The organism is Thioalkalivibrio sp. ALE25 (assembly GCF_000377285.1).
Taxonomy (GTDB): domain Bacteria; phylum Pseudomonadota; class Gammaproteobacteria; order Ectothiorhodospirales; family Ectothiorhodospiraceae; genus Thioalkalivibrio.
In genome coordinates, this window is record NZ_KB897933.1 from 24,730 (window position 1) to 41,058 (window position 16,329).

Below are 16,329 nucleotides of genomic sequence, written 5' to 3' on the forward strand. Positions count from 1 at the left end.
GGCGAGCGTCAGTCGTTGTCCATGTCCACCGGGTGCTCGTCCAGCGCGACCGGCTGCGGGATGTCGGCATCCACGTGGCTGACCACGCCGTTTTCGAAGTGCACCGTGACCCGCTGGCGCTCGGTCGCCCCGAAGCCCGGGCGGCGGTAGTAGACGTAGTCCCAGCGCTCATCGGCGCGGAAGGCGGGCTCCAGCTGGGGCGACCCCATCAGGAAACGGACCTGCTGCGGCGTCATGCCGGGCTGGATCTGCGCCACCTGGACGGGGTCAATCACATTGCCCTGTTGTACATCCAGACGGAACTGGTTGAGGCCGCCGCAGGCGCTCAGCAGGCTTGCGGCCACGGCGATAGAAATGAGAATCTTGATCATCTGAGCGGGCGGTCCTCGGCGTCTGGTGGGCCGTGAACGCGCATGGTACACCAAAGCGTCCCGCCGCTCTCAAGCGGATCGGACCGGGAAAACAGGCAATGGAAACCAGTAATCTCAAGAAGGCGGGACTCAAGGTCACGCTGCCGCGGATGAAGATCCTCGAGATCCTCGAGACTTCGGAGACCCGGCATCTGACGGCCGAGGCGATCTATCGCGAGCTGCTCGAATCCGGCGAGGAGATCGGCCTGGCCACGGTGTATCGCGTGCTGACCCAGTTCGAGGCGGCCGGGCTGGTCTGTCGTCTGCACCTGGAGGGCAATCAGGCGGTGTTCGAGCTGGAGCGTGGTGGCCACCATGACCATATCGTGTGCAACCAGTGCGGGCGGGTCGAGGAGTTTTTCGACGAGACGATCGAGCGGCGCCAGCGCGAGGTGGCCCAGCACCACGGTTTTTCCATCAAGGATCATGCCCTGGTCCTGTACGGCGACTGTAACGACCACGCCTGTCCCCACCGCCCGGCCTGACCGCTATCGGGGTTTTACTCACCGCGGACCGGCTGGCACCGGTTCGGCCTCGGGTGTTCAGTCGCTTCCGATTCGGCTGTTTTGCTTGTTGTGGCTGGCCCTGGTTCGGCCTCCGGAGTTTAAGGTGCCTTCGTCCGGCCGCCTGCCCTTTGGTGGCTGGTCCTGGTTCTGCATCCGGTGTTTACGTGCCTTCGGCTCACCGCCTGCCCTGTTGTGGCTAGGCCTGGTTCGTCCTCCGGTGTTTACGTGCCTTCGGTCCACATACTGCCGTGCGCTGACTCGCCAGCGCGCCCCGAGTGACTTCTTTGCTCGTGCAAAGAAGTAACCAAGAAACACGCCCGACTGCCGCGACCCCGGCCCGCTGCGCGGGCCGGGGTTTCCCTCGCTCCGAGGGTTTTCGCGGGCGGCGCTGAACTCGCTGCGCCTGCGGCTCCGCTCAGACATCCAGCGCCTTGTCTCCCGCGAAAACCCTCTCCACTCGGCGCGACGACAACGGGGGGTCAAGGTCAAGACAACGGCGGTCCACAGGTTCGTGGTAATGGATCAAGGCTGGGTCTTCCGGCATCTGGGCACGCTCGGCCTTGGGCCGTTGCGTGCCGCGCCCGCAGCGCGGGCGCTGGGGGCTTTCAGGCGGCAGGGCTGTTGTGGTGTCGTGGGGCTGGAATACCTTCTGTCTTGACTTTCCTCTCCCGTATGGAGCCCCTCGTGGAGGGCGTGATGGGCCGGGAGAAGGCGCTGGATGTCTGAGCGGAGCCGAAGGCGCAGCGAGTTCAGCGCCGCCGGCCCAGCACGTCCGGAGCGAGGTTCCCGGGCGAAATCCGGGTGCCCTTCTTTGGGTACTTTCTTGGGCAAGCAAGAAAGTACCTCGGGGCGCGCTGGCGAGTCAGCGCCTGGCAGGCGGCGGACCGGAGGCACCGTAAACACTGAGGACGAACCAGGACCAGCCTCAACGAGGCAGGTGGTAGACCGTAGGCAGCCAGCATGTCCGATGCCGAACCGGGCGCGACCCCAGGGGTGGGTGGTCGGGAAAAGCCCGGGTCAGGCGGAGGCGTCGAGCTGCGCCGCGAAATGCGCCGGCGCGTAGCCTTCCTGCTTGCGCAGATAGTCGGCCAGCTGGGCCGCAAAGTCGGCCGGGACCGAGTCCCGCACGGCCGGCATCTCGCGCAGCCGCTCCCAGCGCTGCGCCAGCCGTGGAAACGCCTCCGCCTCCCAGGGGCTGTCCGGGTCCGCAAGCAGCGCATAGCGCATCAGGATCGGTGCCAGGGTCGCGTCGATCAGCGAGAAATCCGGGGTGGCCAGGCGATCATCCCGCGTCATCTGTTGTTCCAGGCGCTCCAGCCCGCGCGCGGCCGTATGGCGCGCGAGCTCGAAGGCGTCCTCGGTGGCGGCCGTCATCCAGTGATACTGGGCGAAGGTCTGTTCCGAGAGGTACTCGATCCACGCCCGGGTGCGGGCCTGTTCCAGGGGGTCCACCGGCATCAGGGCGGGCGGGGTGATGGCATCGATATACTCGTTGATCACCGCCGACTCGAACAGCACGGTGTCGTCGTCGACGATCAGCACCGGCACCTTGCCGAGCGGCGAGCGCGCGCGGAACCACTCCGGCGGGTCGGCCAGATCGATCAGGCTCAGTTCGAACGGGGCCTGCTTGTATTTCAGCGTGATCACGCTACGCTGGACAAACGGACAGATGGCGAAACTGATCAGGTGCAGATGCGGCAGATTCATGAGGGTCCTTGGCGTCCTGGGTCGGGGCAGGTCACGGTCCGGATGACCGCGGAACGTCGGTGCCTGGCCTGGAAAGGTTGCGCATTGTCCCCCCTCGCGCAGGCCCGGGGAAGCCTTGGCCAGGGGTAGCGGCCACCACGAGGCGCCCAGCGCCGGGCTGCGGATCGACAAGTGGCTGTGGGCCGCGCGTTTCTACAAGACGCGCGGGCTGGCCAGCGAAGCGGTTGGCGGCGGCAAGGTCCACGTGAACGGCGAGCGCTGCAAGCCGGCGCGGCGCGTGCATCCCGGTGACCGCCTGACGATCCATCGGGGCCCGCAGGTCTGGGAGCTGGACGTGGTGGGGCTGAACGAGCAGCGCCGGCCGGCCCGCGAGGCACAGGCTCTGTACGAGGAGACCCCGGAGAGCCAGGCCCGGCGCGAGGCGGAAAGCGAGCGCCGCCGGGCCGAGCGCGCGGTGGCGGACAGTGCGCCCAGCCGCCGGCCGGACAAGCGCGAGCGGCGCAAGATTCGCCGTTTTATTCGCCAGGATGACAGCGACAGGAGCGAATCCGAGTGACATCCCTCGAAGGCAGTGGCCCTCCGGTGACCCCGCGTGTGGCGGTTGATCTGGTGATCCGTCATCCGGCCCAGCCCGGTCGGGTGCTGGTGATCGAGCGGCGCAACCCCCCGCATGGCTGGGCGCTCCCCGGGGGCTTCGTCGACGTTGGCGAGTCCGCCGAGCATGCCGCGGTGCGCGAGGCGCGCGAGGAGACCGGGCTGGAGGTCGAGCTGGAGGTGTTGCTGGGCGTATATTCCGACCCGGAGCGCGATCCGCGCGGGCATACCGTCAGCGCGGTCTATATCGCCCGTGGCCGGGGCGAGGCGAAGGCCGCCGACGATGCCACCGACTGCGCCTGGCTGGACCCGGAGGATCCGGATCCGGTCCTGGTGTTCGATCACCGGCGCATCCTCGATGACTACCGCCGCTGGCGTCTGACCGGTGAAACCGCCGCGCCGCGCCCGGTGCGAAAAGCGGGATGAAGCCGGCCAAGCTGTTACCATACGGCGCTTTCGACCACCGCTACGGTATCGCGTGACAAAGGCTGACCCCGCAACCCCGACTCGACCCGATAGCGAGCTGCCGGAACCGCGTGTCTACGAGCGCGCGGATCACGGGATCTCGCGCGCGGCGATCGACGACAACGCCCTGAAGGTGCTCTATCGCCTGCGCGACGCGGGTTACCGTGCCTGTCTGGTGGGCGGCGGCGTGCGTGACCTGCTGCTGGGCCGCGAACCGAAGGATTTCGACGTCGCCACCGACGCGACGCCCGAGCAGGTGCGCGGGCTGTTCCGCAACTGTCGCCTGATCGGGCGCCGCTTCCGCCTGGCGCATGTGCTGTTCGGGCGCGAGATGATCGAGGTGGCGACCTTTCGCGCCCCGCATGACGACGAGTCCGGGGACGAAGGCCAGGTGGCCCTGAGCGAGGAAGGCCGCATCCTGCGGGACAACCGCTACGGCACCATCGAGCAGGACGCGATCCGCCGCGACTTCAGCGTCAACGCCCTGTACTACGACATCGAGGACTTCTCGGTGCTGGATTACACCGGCGGGGTCGAGGATCTGCGCGCGGGCGTGCTGCGCCTGATCGGCGACGACGTCGAGACCCGGCTGCGCGAAGACCCGGTGCGCATGCTGCGGGCGGTGCGTTTCTCCGCCAAGCTGGGGCTAACCATCGCACCGGAGGTCGAGGCCGGCATCCATGAGCTGGCCTCGCTGATGCAGACCGTGGCGCCCGCGCGGCTGTTCGACGAGGTGATCAAGCTGTTCCACAGCGGTGCGGCGGTGACCTGCCTGGACGAACTCGAGCGCTTTGGCCTGTTCGAGGCGATGTTCCCCGAGGCGGCGGACTGCTTTGCCGATCCGGATGTCGGTCCCGAGCGGCGCCAGTTCCTGGTCGAGTCGTTGCTGAACACCGACAAGCGCATCAACGAGGGGCTGGGCGTGAACCCGGCCTTCCTCTATGCCGCGATCCTGTGGGCGCCGGTGCAGGTGGCCGCGGCGCAACGGATCGACGACGGCGAGCAGGAGATCCCGGCCTGGCAACAGGCGATGGCCGAGGTGCTCGATCGGCAGGTGAAGACGGTCTCCATCCCCAAGCGCTTCAGCCTGATTGTGCGCGAGATCTGGGAACTGCAGGCGCGCCTGGAGCGCCATCGGGGCGGTCGCGCGCTGCGCCTGCTGACCCATCCGCGTTTTCGCGCCGGCTACGACTTCCTCTGTCTGCGCGCCCGTGCCGGCGATGCCGACCCCGAGCTGTGCCGCTGGTGGACCGAGATCCAGGAGCAGGACGAGGCCGGCCAGAAGGCCATGGCCGGAGCCCCGAAGGGGCCCAAAGGTGACGGCAAGTCGGGTACCAAGGGCAAGTCGCGCCGCGGTGGCCGCCGTCGGCGCCGGGGTCGCAAGGGGGGTGGCGATAACACTGGACTGGCCCCGAAGCCGGATGCCGGGGGTGGCGAGTGAGCACGGCCGATCACGGCGTGCAGGCCTTCATCGGGATCGGGGCCAACCTGGGCGAGCCCGAGGCACAGGTGCGTGAGGCGTTTGAGCGTCTGGCGCAGGAACTGCCGCAGACGCGCCTGACCGGGCGTTCCCGATTGTTCCGTAACCCGCCGATGGGTCCGCAGGACCAGCCCGACTACGTGAACGCAGTGGCCCGGCTGCACACCCGTCTGGAGCCGCTGGACCTGCTGGCGGGTCTGCAGGCCATCGAGTGCGCCTGCGGCCGCAAGCGCGACGGCAGCCGCTGGGGGCCGCGGCTGCTGGATCTGGACCTGTTGCTGTTCGGTGAACAGTCGCTGGATCTGCCGGGCCTGCAGGTGCCGCATGCCGGCATCGCCGAGCGTGATTTCGTGGTCCTGCCGTTGCTGGAGCTGGCGCCTGGTCTGCAGATCCCGGGTGCGGGCCCGCTGGAGGGGCTGGCGCGGCGATTCGACGGCGCGGGCCTGATCCCGATCGCGGAGCCGGAGGCGAACGTCGCGGCGGCGGAGGGGCGCCGATGAGTCTGGGCGATTTCGATTTCATCGCGGTCGAGGGACCGATCGGGGTTGGCAAGTCCAGCCTGGCGAAACGCCTGGCCGAGCACCTTCAGGCCGAGGGCATCTTCGAGGCGCCGGACGAGAATCCGTTCCTCGACCGCTTCTACCAGGAGCCGGACAAGCACGCCCTGGCGACCCAGCTGCACTTCCTGGTGCAGCGCGTGCGCCAGCTGACGCCAGTGGCGCAGAAGGGGCTGTTCGAGCAGCGGCACGTGTCCGACTATCTGATGGACAAGGACCCGCTGTTCGCCGAGCTGAACCTGCACCCCGACGAGCTGGAGATCTATCGCGAGATGTTCCGGCACCTGCGCGGTGGCCTGCCGCGGCCGGATCTGGTGATCTACCTGCAGGCCCCGGTGGACGTGCTGCAGGAGCGCATCCGCCGCCGGGCACGACCGTACGAACGTCACATCGAGGCCGGTTACCTGGAACGGCTGAACGCCGCCTACGCGGAATTCTTCTATCATTTCGAAGGACCGGCGCTCGTGATTGTGAACGCCACCGAGATCGACTGGGTGAACAACCCGGCCGATTTCGACCAGCTGGTGCAGTTTCTGGAGCCGATCCAGGGCGGGCGGCACTACTTCAACCCGTTGCCCATCTCGCTCTAGAGGGTGGCAAGCCGGACTGCCCGGGAGGCATGAACATGCGGCCGATTACCGTGAACACCCTGGCCCGGCGCAAGCAGGCCGGCGAGCCGATCGCCTGCCTCACTGCCTACGACGCGGCCTTCGCCGGGCTGCTGGACCGCTGCGGGGTCGACGTGATCCTGGTCGGTGATTCGCTCGGCATGGTGGTGCAGGGCCACACGACCACCCTGCCGGTGACGCTGGACGACATGGTCTATCACGTCGCCAACGTGGCGCGCGGCAGCGAGAACGCCCTGATCATGGCGGATATCCCGTTTCTGGGCGATGTCGATGTCGCCACCGCCCTGGCCCAGTCCGGGGCACTGCTGCGGGCCGGGGCGCACATGGTCAAGGTCGAGTGCGGGGCGGTGGAGGTGCCGATCGTGGAACGCCTGGTGTCCGCCGGGATCCCGGTCTGCGCCCACCTTGGGCTGACGCCGCAAGCCGTTCATCGCTTCGGTGGCCACCGCGTGCAGGGGCGCGACCCGAAGGCGGCGGCCGAGATGGAATCCCTGGCCGCGCGCCTGGAGAGTGCGGGGGCGCAGGCCCTGCTGCTGGAGGGCATCCCGGAGAGTCTGGCCGATGCCATCGTGCGCAGCGCCGGGGTGCCGGTGATCGGCATCGGCGCCAGTCCGCGCTGTGACGGCCAGGTGCTGGTGCTGTCCGATGTGCTTGGCCTGACCCCCGAGCCGCCGCGCTTCGCGCGGGATTTCCTCGCCGAGGGGGGCTCCCTGGAAGGCGCGGTACGCGCCTACTGCGACGCCGTGCGGACCCGGGCGTTCCCGCAATCCGGCGTCCATACCTTTACCTGACACGGAAGCCCGAGCATGAGAATCCTGCGTGATCGGCCACAGCTGGTGGCCATGCATCGAGAGTGGTCGCGCAAGGGGCGCGGCACCGTGGCGCTGGTGCCCACCATGGGCAACCTGCACGAGGGGCACCTGACCCTGATCCGGCATGCGCGGGCGCGCGCCCAGCGGGTGGTGGTTTCGATCTTCGTGAATCCGTTGCAGTTTGATCGCGCCGAGGACCTGGAGCGTTATCCGCGCACCCTGGAGGAGGATGCCCGTCTGGCGACCGATGCCGGCGTGGATGCGCTGTTCTGCCCCAGCAACGAGGACATGTATCCCGATGACGGCATGCCCCCGGTGCGCGTGGTCGTGCCGGGGCTGTCGGAGATCCTCGAGGGGGACTACCGACCGGGGCACTTCGACGGGGTGGCCACCGTGGTGACCAAGCTGTTCAACCTGGTGCGCCCGGACCTGGCCCTGTTCGGCGAGAAGGACTTCCAGCAGTTCAAGCTGATCGAGCGCATGGTGCAGGGGCTGGACATCCCGACCCGGGTGGAGGCCATCCCCACGGTGCGCGAGGCGGACGGTCTGGCCTTCAGCTCGCGCAACCATCAGCTGTCGGAGGCCGCCCGTGCGGTAGCCCCCGAGCTCAAGCGGGTGCTGGACGAGGTCGCGATGGTCTGCCGTACCGCCACTGTGTTCGACGCCGACCGCATCCCCGAGGTCGAGGGACGGGCCTGCGAACGACTGCGCGAGGCCGGTTTCGATCCGGAGTACCTTTCCATCCGCCGCGCCGAGGACCTGCTGGAGCCGGCCTCGGGCGTACCGCTGGCGGAGCAGGACCTCGTGGTCCTGTCCGCCGCCTGGCTGGACGACGTGCGCCTGATCGACAACGTCCGCACCCGCCCGGCCTGATCCTTTTTGGCAACCACGAAGCAAAGAACGTTCACAGGAAGACGGGAAGATTTGAAGAGGGCCGGATGGCCCTTGATCGTCTACGCACCGCCAATCAAGAATCCCTTCCTGTCTTCCAGCCTTCCTGTGAATGGCCCTTGAATTTCTTCGTGCCTTCGTGGGCTTCGTGGTGAAAAAACATTGACCCGAACGGGCGGGTTTGCCGTGGTCGCCGGGATCGCGGATAATTTTCCGCCCTTCCGAGGTACAAGCCGGGAATTCGCCGTATGGTTGTCACTATGCTGAAAGGCAAGCTGCATCAGGGCCGGGTCACGCATTGCGAGCTGGAGTACGAAGGCTCCTGCGCGATCGATACCCGCCTGCTGGAGGCGGCCGGCATCCTGCCGTTCGAGCAGATCCAGATCTACAACATCGACAATGGCGAGCGCTTCACGACCTACGCGATCGAGGGCGAGGCCGGTTCCGGCATCATCTCGGTCAATGGCGCGGCCGCGCACAAGGCGGCGGTGGGCCATCGCGTGATCATCTGCGCCTATGCTCAGATGGAGGCCGCCGAGGCCCGCGAATTCACCCCCGACCTGGTCTATCTCGACGCCAGCAACCGGATCATTCGCACCGGTCACGGCATCCCGGTCCAGGCCGCCTGATTTCCCTCTCCTCCGCGCACGGCCCGCCCGCAGTTGTCGGGCCGGGGGCGCGCCGCTATCCTCGACGCCCATGAATCTCCACGAATTTCAGGCCAAGGCGCGCTTTCGCGACGCCGGCATCCCCGTTCCCGACGGTCAGGTGATCACCGCGATCGATGCACTACCCGGCGCCTGGCAGGCGCTGGGTGCCGAGCGCGTGCTGGTCAAGGCCCAGGTCCACTCCGGCGGTCGTGGGAAGGCCGGCGGCGTGGTGATGGCGGATTCCCTTGAGGCGGCGCGCGTGGCCGCGGAGAACCTGCTGGGTTCGCGCCTGGTCACCGGCCAGAGCGGCCCCGAGGGGCTGCCGGTGGACCAGCTGCTGCTGGAGCCGGCGGTGGATATTGCCCGCGAATTCTACTTCGCCATGCTGGTGGACCGCGCGCGCGAGCGCCTGGCGCTGGTGGTCTCCGCCGAGGGCGGCATGGATATCGAGACGCTGGCGGCCGAGCGCCCCGAGGCGGTCGTGACCCTGCCGATCCATCCGGCCACCGGGGTAATGCCGTTTCATGGCCGCCGGGTGGCCTCGACCCTGGGCCTGGCCGGCGCCGCCGCCAAGGCGATGGCGCAGCTGGTGACCAACGCGCATGCCCTGTTCCAGCAGCTCGATGCCCAGTTGCTCGAGATCAACCCGCTGGTGCTGACCGGCGATGACCGGCTGCTGGCGATCGACGCCAAGCTGACCATCGATGACTCCGCGGCCTACCGCCAGAAGGCGCTGTTCGAAGAGCGCGACGCGCGCCAGCGCGACCCGGCCGAGGAACAGGCGCACGAGCACGACCTCAATTACATCCGCCTGGATGGCTCCATCGGCTGCATGGTCAACGGTGCCGGCCTGGCGATGGCGACCATGGACCTGATCCAGCACCACGGCGGCGAACCCGCCAACTTCCTGGATGTCGGTGGCGGCACGACGGTGGAGCGGGTGACCGCGGCCTTCAAGCTGATCCTGTCCGATGCCTCGGTGAAGGCGGTGCTGGTGAATATCTTCGGCGGCATCGTGCGCTGCGACCTGATCGCCGAGGGCATCATCGCCGCGATCCGCGAGGTGCAGGTCCAGGTGCCGGTGGTGGTGCGCCTGGAGGGCACCAACGCCGAGCAGGGCCGCAGTGCGCTGGCGCACTCGGGCCTGGACGTGATCCCGGCCGCTGATCTGGACGCGGCAGCGCGGGCCGTAGTGGAGGCCGTGGCATGAGCATTCTCGTCGACCGCGACACCAAGGTGATCTGTCAGGGCTTCACCGGCAAGCAGGGCAGTTTCCACTCGGAACAGGCCATCGCCTACGGGACCCGCCTGGTCGGGGGCGTAACCCCCGGCAAGGGCGGGAAGACCCATCTGGATCGGCCGGTGTTCGATACCGTGGCCGACGCGGTGGCGACCACCGGCGCGACCGTCAGCATGATCTACGTGCCGGCCCCGTTCGCCGCGGACGCGATCTGCGAGGCGGCGGACGCCGGGATCGAGCTGGCGGTCTGCATCACCGAGGGCATCCCGGTACAGGACATGGTCCGGGTCAAGCAGGTGCTGGCCGGCAGCCCGACGCGCCTGATTGGCCCCAACTGCCCGGGCATCATCACCCCGGATGCCTGCAAGGTCGGGATCATGCCCGGCTACATCCATCGCCGCGGGCGCATCGGCATCATCTCGCGCTCGGGTACGCTGACCTACGAGGCGGTCAAGCAGACCTCGGACCTTGGACTGGGCCAGAGCACCTGCGTGGGCATCGGTGGTGACCCGATCCAGGGCCTGGACTTTGTCGACTGCCTGCGCCTGTTCCGCGAGGATCCGGAGACCGACGGCGTGCTGATGGTGGGCGAGATCGGTGGCGACGCCGAGGAACGCGCCGCGCGCTTTATCGCGGACGAATTCGACAAGCCGGTTGCCGCCTATATTGCCGGCGCCACCGCACCGCCGGGCCGGCGCATGGGCCATGCCGGGGCGATCATCGCCGGTGGTCAGGGCACCGCGGCGCAGAAGATGACCGCCCTGCGCGAGGCCGGTGCGACCGTGGCCGAGAGCCCGGCGGAACTGGGCGCCGCGATGCAGTCCGCACTGGTCTGATCCGCGGATGAGCGCCGATTCGCCCCTGCGTCTGGCCCTGGCCCAGATCAACCCGGTGGTGGGCGGTCTGGAGGACAACCGCCACCGCATCCTCGAGGCGATCGAACAGGCCCGCGCCGGCGGCGCCCGCGCAGTGGTGTTCCCCGAACTGGCGGTCACCGGCTACCCGCCGGAGGACCTGCTGCTGCGTCCGGCGTTTCTGCTGGGCGTGGAGCGCGTGGTGACCGCGATCACCGAGGCGGCGCGGGGTATCGATGTGATCCTGGGCGCCCCGGTGCACGGGGAGGCGGGCCTGATCAACGCGGCGCTCTGGCTGCGCGACGGGGCCTGCATCGCGCGCTATGCCAAGCAGGTCCTGCCCAATTACTCGGTGTTCGACGAAGAGCGCTACTTCGTCGCCGGCACCGAGGCCTGCGTGGTCGAACTGGACGGCTGGCGGGTCGGACTGACGGTCTGCGAGGACATCTGGCAGCCGGGTCCGGCGACCGCGGCGCGGGCCGCCGGGGCCGAGCTCCTGCTGAATCTCAACGCGTCGCCCTACCACCGCGGCAAGGCCGAGGAACGCCTGCGCGTGGTGGGCCAGCGCGTCGCCGAGACCGGTTGCCCGGTCGTCTACGTGAACCAGGTAGGCGGCCAGGACGAGCTGGTCTTCGACGGTCGTTCTTTCGTGCAGGATCCGGTCAACGGCGCGCGGGCCGTGCTGCCGGCCTGGGCGACCGGCCAGGGGCAGGTGGAGGCGCGCCGCGGGGTGCAGGGTCCGATTCTGCACCCCCGCGACGAGCACCTGCACCTGTCCGCCTGCGGCATCCGGCCGACCCTGACCGACCCCGGTCCGGAACCGGACGAGGCCGATGCCCGCGACCTCTACCAGGCGCTGATGATCGGCATCCGCGACTACGTGACCAAGAACGGCTTTCCCGGGGTGCTGCTGGGCCTGTCCGGCGGGATCGACTCCGGGCTGACCGCGGCGCTGGCCACCGACGCCCTGGGCCCGGCGGCGGTCACGGCCGTGATGATGCCCTATCGCTATACCGCCTCGATCAGCATCGAGGACGCCGAGGCACAGGCCCGGCTGCTGGGGCTGGAGTATCACGAGATCGCGATCGAACCGATGGTCGAGAGCTTTATGGCGGGGCTGGGGGATGCCCTGTCCGCGTATCCTGCCGGGGCGGGGGACGTGACCGAGCAGAACCTGCAGGCGCGCGCCCGGGGGGTGCTCCTGATGGCGCTGTCCAACCGCAGTGGCAAGCTGTTGCTGGCCACGGGCAACAAGTCCGAGATGGCGGTGGGCTACTCCACGCTGTACGGCGATATGAATGGCGGTTTCGCGCCGCTGAAGGATGTCTCCAAGCAGTGGGTGTATCGCCTGGCGCGCTGGCGCAACACGCGCGGGCCGGCGATCCCGGAACGGGTGATCGAACGTCCGCCCAGCGCGGAGCTGGCGCCGGATCAGCAGGATGCCGACTCGCTGCCGCCGTACGAGGTGCTGGACGCGATCCTCGAGGCCTTTGTCGAACAGGAACGGTCCGTCGCCGAGATCGTCGCGCAGGGTTTTGACCGCCCCACGGTGGAGCGCATCGCCCGCATGGTGTTCATCGCCGAGTACAAGCGCCGCCAGGCCGCGCCCGGAATACGGGTTAGCCCGCGCGCCTTCGGCCGCGACCGGCGCTACCCGATCACCTCCGGCTACCGCCCGGACTGATCCGCGCCGACGCGCGCAGAGTTCACCACGAAGCACACGAAGGCACGAAGAAGGTCAAGGACGGTTCACAGGAAGACAGGAAGTACCGAAGGTTCTGAATGGGGTGTCCCGGGCTGCGGTCTTAGGGCCCCGACAATACTGACTCGGTGCCTCGCTCCGTCCGACGTATCCGAAACGGCGGCATATTGCGGACCGGAAAGGACTTCCCCGATCAACCACAGGCCCTCTTCCAGCCTTCCCGTCTTCCTGTTAAACGCCCTTGACCTGGCCCTTCTTCGTGCCTTCGTGTGCTTCGTGGTCGATTCCTAGCAGCGTCGAACGTCGCGAGAAGGCGAGGACCACAGCGCAGCCCCGGGGGTTTGATACACTTTCAGGGGTGAGACAAGCGCCTGCGCAGCGGGCACAACCAAAGGGATTCGCATGAAGAAGATCGAGGCGATCATCAAGCCGTTCAAGCTGGAAGATGTCCGCGAGGCCCTGACCGAGATGGGTATCGCCGGGATGACCGCGACCGAGGTCCAGGGCTTCGGGCGCCAGAAGGGCCACACCGAGCTCTACCGGGGCGCGGAATACGTGGTCGATTTCCTGCCCAAGGTGAAGCTGGAACTGGTGGTGGACGACGACCGGGTCGACCCCTGCATCGATGCGATCGTGAAGGCCTCGCGCACCGGCAAGATCGGGGACGGCAAGATCTTCGTGTCGGATATGTCGCGCGTGGTCCGCATCCGCACCGGCGAAGAGGGCAGCGAGGCCCTCTGAACGACGGATCCTCCGGCGCTTGATGGATCTACCACGAAGCGCACGAAGGCACGAAGAAGGTCAAGGGCGGGTAACAGGAAGGCTGGAAGAGGGGAAGCGTGATTGGGGTGTGGGGTTGGCTGGTGTCTGTCGCAGCCCCGAACGTACGCAATATCCGTGGCGGCCAAACCCGTTCAACCTTCCAGTCTTCCCACCTTCCTGTAGACGCTTTTCCCTCTGTGCCGTAGCGGACTGAACGAGTGCCCGGGGGCTCAGTTGGTGAGGAAGGGGATGCGGTCCATCACGCGCCACAGGCCGCGGCGTTCCTCGCCTTCCAGTTCCACCGGCTCGCCCGCGCGCACGGCCACGGCCGCGTCCGGGTAGTTCAGCTCCAGCACGGTCATGGTGTTCTCGGCGTGATCGTCCAGGCCGAGCTCGGTGTAGGCGCGATGCAGCACGGCCAGGGCCTTGGGCATCACCTCGGCGCCGGGGTAGGTGGAGATGACGTTGCGGGCGCGCTGCGCGGCGGCGACCCAGGCGGTGCGTTCCATGTAGAACTCGGCCACCCGCAGTTCGTAGGCGGCCAGCGCATTGCGGATGTAGATCATGCGCTGGTAGGCGTCCGGGGCATAGCGGCTGTCGGGAAACTCGCGGATCAGGCGGTCGAAGTCCTGGAAGGCCTGGTCGAAGGGCTCCGGGTCCATCTCGGCGGGGTCGCGCGGGAACAGGTTGGCGAGGAAGCCCTGCTGGCGGTTGAAGTTGATCAGCCCGCGCAGGTAGTACGCATAATCGAGGTTCGGGTGGCGCGGGTTCAGCTGCACGAAGCGGTCCACCGCGGCCAGGGCGGGTTCCGGCTCGCCGGCCTTGTAGTAGGCGTAGGGGATCTCGATCTGCGCCTGCTGGGCATAGCGCCCGAAGGGATAGCGCGCCTCGAGTTTTTCGTAGTATTCGACGGCCTGGTCGTAGTTGCCCTCGTTCAGGGCGTTCTTGGCCTCGCCGTAGAGCTGGCTGGCGGACCAGCCGAGCGTGGGGTCTTCGCGCCCGGCACAGCCGGCGACCACGAGCGCCACGATCAGAACGACGAGCAGGCGCGACAGGTGCGGGACAGAAATCACGGCGAGGCCTCACAGATGAACCGAAGTGCAGGGATTCTACAACATCAAGCCCCGGTGGCGACGAGCGGGAGGCCGCGCAATGAGTGAACCGCGGGAGGCCTGTCTGCCGGAAGAAGCGGCGGGACAGCGCCTGGATGCCGCGCTGGCGCGGCTGTTCCCGGAGTACTCGCGCAGCCAGCTGACCCAGTGGCTGAAGGAGGGCGCGCTGCGGGTGGATGGTGGCTCGCCCCGCCCGCGCACGCCGGTGCGCGGGGGCGAGCGGGTCGAGCTGACGGCGCCCGAGGCGCCGGTGCTGGAGGCCCGGCCCGAGGCCATTGCGCTGGACATCGTGTACGAGGACGCCGCGGTGCTGGTGGTCAACAAGCCCGCCGGGCTGGTGGCCCACCCGGCGGCCGGGCATCGCGACGGCACGCTGGTCAATGCCCTGCTGCACCACGCCCCGGAGCTGGCGCAGCTGCCGCGCGCCGGGGTGGTCCACCGCCTGGACAAGGACACCACCGGCCTGATGGTGGTCGCGCGTACGCCCGAGGCCCAGACCGCCCTGGTGCGCCAATTGCAGGCGCGCAGCGTGCACCGCGAGTACCGCGCCCTGGTCCAGGGCCGAGTGATCAGCGGGGCCACCATCGACGAGCCGATCGGGCGTCATCCGGTTGATCGCAAGCGCCAGGCCGTGACCGCGGCCGGCAAGCCCGCAGTCACGCATTACCGTGTGGCGGAGCGCTTTCCCGCGCACACCCTGCTGAACGTACGTCTGAAGACCGGGCGCACGCACCAGATCCGTGTGCATATGGCACATATCCGCCACCCGATCGTGGGGGATCTGACCTACGGCGGCCGTCCGCGCCCGGTGAAGGGCATGGGCGACGCGGCGAAGGCGACGGTCGCGGCCTTCAAGCGCCAGGCCCTGCATGCGGCCCGCCTGGAGTTCGAGCATCCGGAGACGGGCGAGCCCTGCGCCTTCGAGGCCCCGCTGCCGGAGGATTTCGAGGCCCTGCTCGCGGCCCTGCGCGCCGATGCCCGGGAGGCCGGGGATGTCTGAGGCCCTGCCGCTGTTGAAACCCGGGCCCGGGGAACTCCCGGCCGGGGTGCAAGCGCTGCAGACGACCCGGACGGGTGGCGTCAGTACCGGGCCCTGGGCCGCGCTGAATCTGGCCCTGCATACTGGCGATACCCCGGATCACGTGGCGGAAAACCGGCGCCGACTGGAACAGTCCCTGGGGTGCGCCGCGCCCATCGCCTGGCCGCGCCAGGTCCATGGGACGACCGTGATCACCGCCGATGCCCTGCAGGCGGCGTTGAAGGCGGGCGATACGCCCGAGGCCGATGCGGTGGTCAGCGACCGGCCGGGGGCGATCTGCGCCGTGCAGACCGCCGATTGTCTGCCCGTGGTGCTGGCGACAGTGGACGGCGCGGCGGTCGGGGTGGCCCACGCCGGCTGGCGTGGGCTGGCCGATGGGGTGCTGGAGGCAACGATCTTGGCGCTGAACGGCCTGCGGCCAGGTGTGCCAATCCAGGCCTGGATGGGGGCTGCCATCGGACCCGTCGCCTTCGAGGTCGGGCCCGAGGTGCGCGAGGCCTTCCGGGCGCAGGATCCGGAGGCCGATGCCGCGTTTCGGCCCGGTGCCGGGGGGCGCCTGCTGGCGGATCTCTACCGACTGGCGCGCCAGCGGCTGCAGCGGGCCGGTGTGGCGCAGGTCGCCGGCGGGGGCCGCTGCACCTTCACCGAGGCGGAGACCTTCTATTCCTATCGTCGCGAAGGAGCGACCGGCCGCATGGGCACGCTCGTGTGGTTCGCCCCCGACCCCGCGCGATAGCCACCTGTCACTGCGAGGCCCTGCCAGGGGCCGTGGCAGTCGCTGGATACACCCCGACGCTGGTTTCGCGGCGAGCCTCGGCTCTGGCCCCGCGAGCGGTTTCCGCGCGTCTATCCTTGAAGCCGGGGGGATTGTCCCCAACGTTGGTGTCAGTTCAACAAGATTCGACCGAGGGGTTTCCCA

Annotated in this window: 18 protein-coding genes and 1 pseudogene; 16 read left to right on the forward strand and 3 right to left on the reverse strand. The window is 68.5% G+C overall.

Annotated features, from left to right (window positions below; translation table 11 throughout):
- Positions 1–8: 8 nt before the first annotated feature.
- Positions 9–371 (reverse strand): outer membrane protein assembly factor BamE, encoded by a 363-nt coding sequence (locus tag C996_RS0109045; protein WP_018867132.1) that lies wholly within the window; start codon positions 369–371, stop codon positions 9–11.
- 98 nt (positions 372–469) lie between these two features.
- Here C996_RS0109045 and fur point away from each other — a divergent pair, with 98 nt between their 5' ends.
- Together fur and C996_RS14870 are read left to right on the forward strand one after the other, a co-directional pair.
- Entirely contained in the window at positions 470–895 is a 426-nt protein-coding gene (gene fur, locus C996_RS0109050; protein WP_017940353.1) for a ferric iron uptake transcriptional regulator, read from the forward strand.
- Between the two features lie 538 nt (positions 896–1,433).
- Positions 1,434–1,642, forward strand: a pseudogene (locus C996_RS14870) (hypothetical protein).
- Positions 1,643–1,933: 291 nt separating this feature from the next.
- On the opposite strand, the gene C996_RS0109055 reads toward C996_RS14870, so the two are convergent.
- Entirely contained in the window at positions 1,934–2,623 is a 690-nt protein-coding gene (locus C996_RS0109055; RefSeq protein ID WP_018867133.1) for a glutathione S-transferase family protein, read from the reverse strand.
- A 115-nt stretch (positions 2,624–2,738) separates the two neighbouring features.
- On the opposite strand from C996_RS0109055, the gene C996_RS0109060 reads away from it, so the two are divergent.
- The 12 genes from C996_RS0109060 to C996_RS0109115 all read left to right on the forward strand — a co-directional run bounded on the left by C996_RS0109060 (position 2,739) and on the right by C996_RS0109115 (position 13,238).
- Positions 2,739–3,179, forward strand: coding sequence for an RNA-binding S4 domain-containing protein (locus C996_RS0109060; RefSeq protein WP_017940403.1), 441 nt, complete (start codon positions 2,739–2,741; stop codon positions 3,177–3,179).
- The gene (locus tag C996_RS0109065) at positions 3,176–3,643 is read left to right on the forward strand and encodes an NUDIX hydrolase (protein ID WP_017940404.1); all 468 of its coding nucleotides are present in this window, start codon (positions 3,176–3,178) and stop codon (positions 3,641–3,643) included. Before C996_RS0109060 ends, C996_RS0109065 begins: the two co-directional genes overlap by 4 nt.
- Before the next feature lie 52 nt (positions 3,644–3,695).
- Entirely contained in the window at positions 3,696–5,123 is a 1,428-nt protein-coding gene (pcnB, locus tag C996_RS0109070; RefSeq protein ID WP_018867134.1) for a polynucleotide adenylyltransferase PcnB, read from the forward strand.
- A complete protein-coding gene (gene folK, locus C996_RS0109075) occupies positions 5,120–5,662 on the forward strand; it encodes a 2-amino-4-hydroxy-6-hydroxymethyldihydropteridine diphosphokinase (protein WP_018867135.1) in 543 nt (180 codons plus the stop codon). The genes pcnB and folK overlap by 4 nt, the downstream gene beginning before the upstream one ends.
- On the forward strand, positions 5,659–6,309 hold the full coding sequence (locus C996_RS0109080; RefSeq protein WP_018867136.1) for a deoxynucleoside kinase: 651 nt from the start codon (positions 5,659–5,661) through the stop codon (positions 6,307–6,309). Before folK ends, C996_RS0109080 begins: the two co-directional genes overlap by 4 nt.
- A gap of 35 nt (positions 6,310–6,344) precedes the next feature.
- The gene (gene panB / locus C996_RS0109085; protein ID WP_018881638.1) at positions 6,345–7,139 is read left to right on the forward strand and encodes a 3-methyl-2-oxobutanoate hydroxymethyltransferase; all 795 of its coding nucleotides are present in this window, start codon (positions 6,345–6,347) and stop codon (positions 7,137–7,139) included.
- Between the two features lie 15 nt (positions 7,140–7,154).
- Positions 7,155–8,033, forward strand: coding sequence for a pantoate--beta-alanine ligase (gene panC / locus C996_RS0109090; RefSeq protein WP_018867138.1), 879 nt, complete (start codon positions 7,155–7,157; stop codon positions 8,031–8,033).
- A gap of 266 nt (positions 8,034–8,299) precedes the next feature.
- Positions 8,300–8,680 (forward strand): aspartate 1-decarboxylase, encoded by a 381-nt coding sequence (panD, locus tag C996_RS0109095; protein WP_026279269.1) that lies wholly within the window; start codon positions 8,300–8,302, stop codon positions 8,678–8,680.
- A gap of 70 nt (positions 8,681–8,750) precedes the next feature.
- On the forward strand, positions 8,751–9,911 hold the full coding sequence (sucC, locus tag C996_RS0109100; protein ID WP_018867140.1) for an ADP-forming succinate--CoA ligase subunit beta: 1,161 nt from the start codon (positions 8,751–8,753) through the stop codon (positions 9,909–9,911).
- Positions 9,908–10,777, forward strand: a complete 870-nt coding sequence (sucD, locus tag C996_RS0109105) for a succinate--CoA ligase subunit alpha (RefSeq protein ID WP_018867141.1) — start codon at positions 9,908–9,910, stop codon at positions 10,775–10,777. Before sucC ends, sucD begins: the two co-directional genes overlap by 4 nt.
- A 7-nt stretch (positions 10,778–10,784) precedes the next feature.
- The gene (locus C996_RS0109110) at positions 10,785–12,479 is read left to right on the forward strand and encodes an NAD+ synthase (protein WP_018867142.1); all 1,695 of its coding nucleotides are present in this window, start codon (positions 10,785–10,787) and stop codon (positions 12,477–12,479) included.
- Positions 12,480–12,899: 420 nt separating this feature from the next.
- Positions 12,900–13,238 (forward strand): P-II family nitrogen regulator, encoded by a 339-nt coding sequence (locus C996_RS0109115; RefSeq protein ID WP_017940393.1) that lies wholly within the window; start codon positions 12,900–12,902, stop codon positions 13,236–13,238.
- A gap of 251 nt (positions 13,239–13,489) precedes the next feature.
- Here the strand turns inward: C996_RS0109115 and C996_RS0109120 are convergent, their stop codons facing one another.
- Positions 13,490–14,332: an outer membrane protein assembly factor BamD gene (locus C996_RS0109120; protein WP_018867143.1), complete on the reverse strand. Its 843-nt coding sequence runs from the start codon at positions 14,330–14,332 to the stop codon at positions 13,490–13,492.
- Between the two features lie 79 nt (positions 14,333–14,411).
- Between C996_RS0109120 and rluD the strand changes: the two genes are divergently transcribed.
- Positions 14,412–15,371: a 23S rRNA pseudouridine(1911/1915/1917) synthase RluD gene (gene rluD / locus C996_RS0109125; protein ID WP_018867144.1), complete on the forward strand. Its 960-nt coding sequence runs from the start codon at positions 14,412–14,414 to the stop codon at positions 15,369–15,371.
- Positions 15,364–16,146, forward strand: a complete 783-nt coding sequence (gene pgeF / locus C996_RS0109130; protein ID WP_018867145.1) for a peptidoglycan editing factor PgeF — start codon at positions 15,364–15,366, stop codon at positions 16,144–16,146. Before rluD ends, pgeF begins: the two co-directional genes overlap by 8 nt.
- Positions 16,147–16,329: the final 183 nt, after the last annotated feature.

Excerpts from the sequence above, each read along its gene's own strand:
- fur (WP_017940353.1), top strand. The coding sequence starts at position 470 with ATGGAAACCAGTAATCTCAAGAAGGCGGGACTCAAGGTCACGCTGCCG.
- C996_RS0109080 (WP_018867136.1), top strand. The coding sequence starts at position 5,659 with ATGAGTCTGGGCGATTTCGATTTCATCGCGGTCGAGGGACCGATCGGG.
- sucD (WP_018867141.1), top strand. The coding sequence starts at position 9,908 with ATGAGCATTCTCGTCGACCGCGACACCAAGGTGATCTGTCAGGGCTTC.
- C996_RS0109055 (WP_018867133.1), bottom strand. The coding sequence starts at position 2,623 with ATGAATCTGCCGCATCTGCACCTGATCAGTTTCGCCATCTGTCCGTTT.
- panD (WP_026279269.1), top strand. The coding sequence starts at position 8,300 with ATGGTTGTCACTATGCTGAAAGGCAAGCTGCATCAGGGCCGGGTCACG.
- panC (WP_018867138.1), top strand. The coding sequence starts at position 7,155 with ATGAGAATCCTGCGTGATCGGCCACAGCTGGTGGCCATGCATCGAGAG.
- C996_RS0109115 (WP_017940393.1), top strand. The coding sequence starts at position 12,900 with ATGAAGAAGATCGAGGCGATCATCAAGCCGTTCAAGCTGGAAGATGTC.
- sucC (WP_018867140.1), top strand. The coding sequence starts at position 8,751 with ATGAATCTCCACGAATTTCAGGCCAAGGCGCGCTTTCGCGACGCCGGC.
- pgeF (WP_018867145.1), top strand. The coding sequence starts at position 15,364 with ATGTCTGAGGCCCTGCCGCTGTTGAAACCCGGGCCCGGGGAACTCCCG.
- C996_RS0109110 (WP_018867142.1), top strand. The coding sequence starts at position 10,785 with ATGAGCGCCGATTCGCCCCTGCGTCTGGCCCTGGCCCAGATCAACCCG.
- C996_RS0109045 (WP_018867132.1), bottom strand. The coding sequence starts at position 371 with ATGATCAAGATTCTCATTTCTATCGCCGTGGCCGCAAGCCTGCTGAGC.
- rluD (WP_018867144.1), top strand. The coding sequence starts at position 14,412 with ATGAGTGAACCGCGGGAGGCCTGTCTGCCGGAAGAAGCGGCGGGACAG.
- panB (WP_018881638.1), top strand. The coding sequence starts at position 6,345 with ATGCGGCCGATTACCGTGAACACCCTGGCCCGGCGCAAGCAGGCCGGC.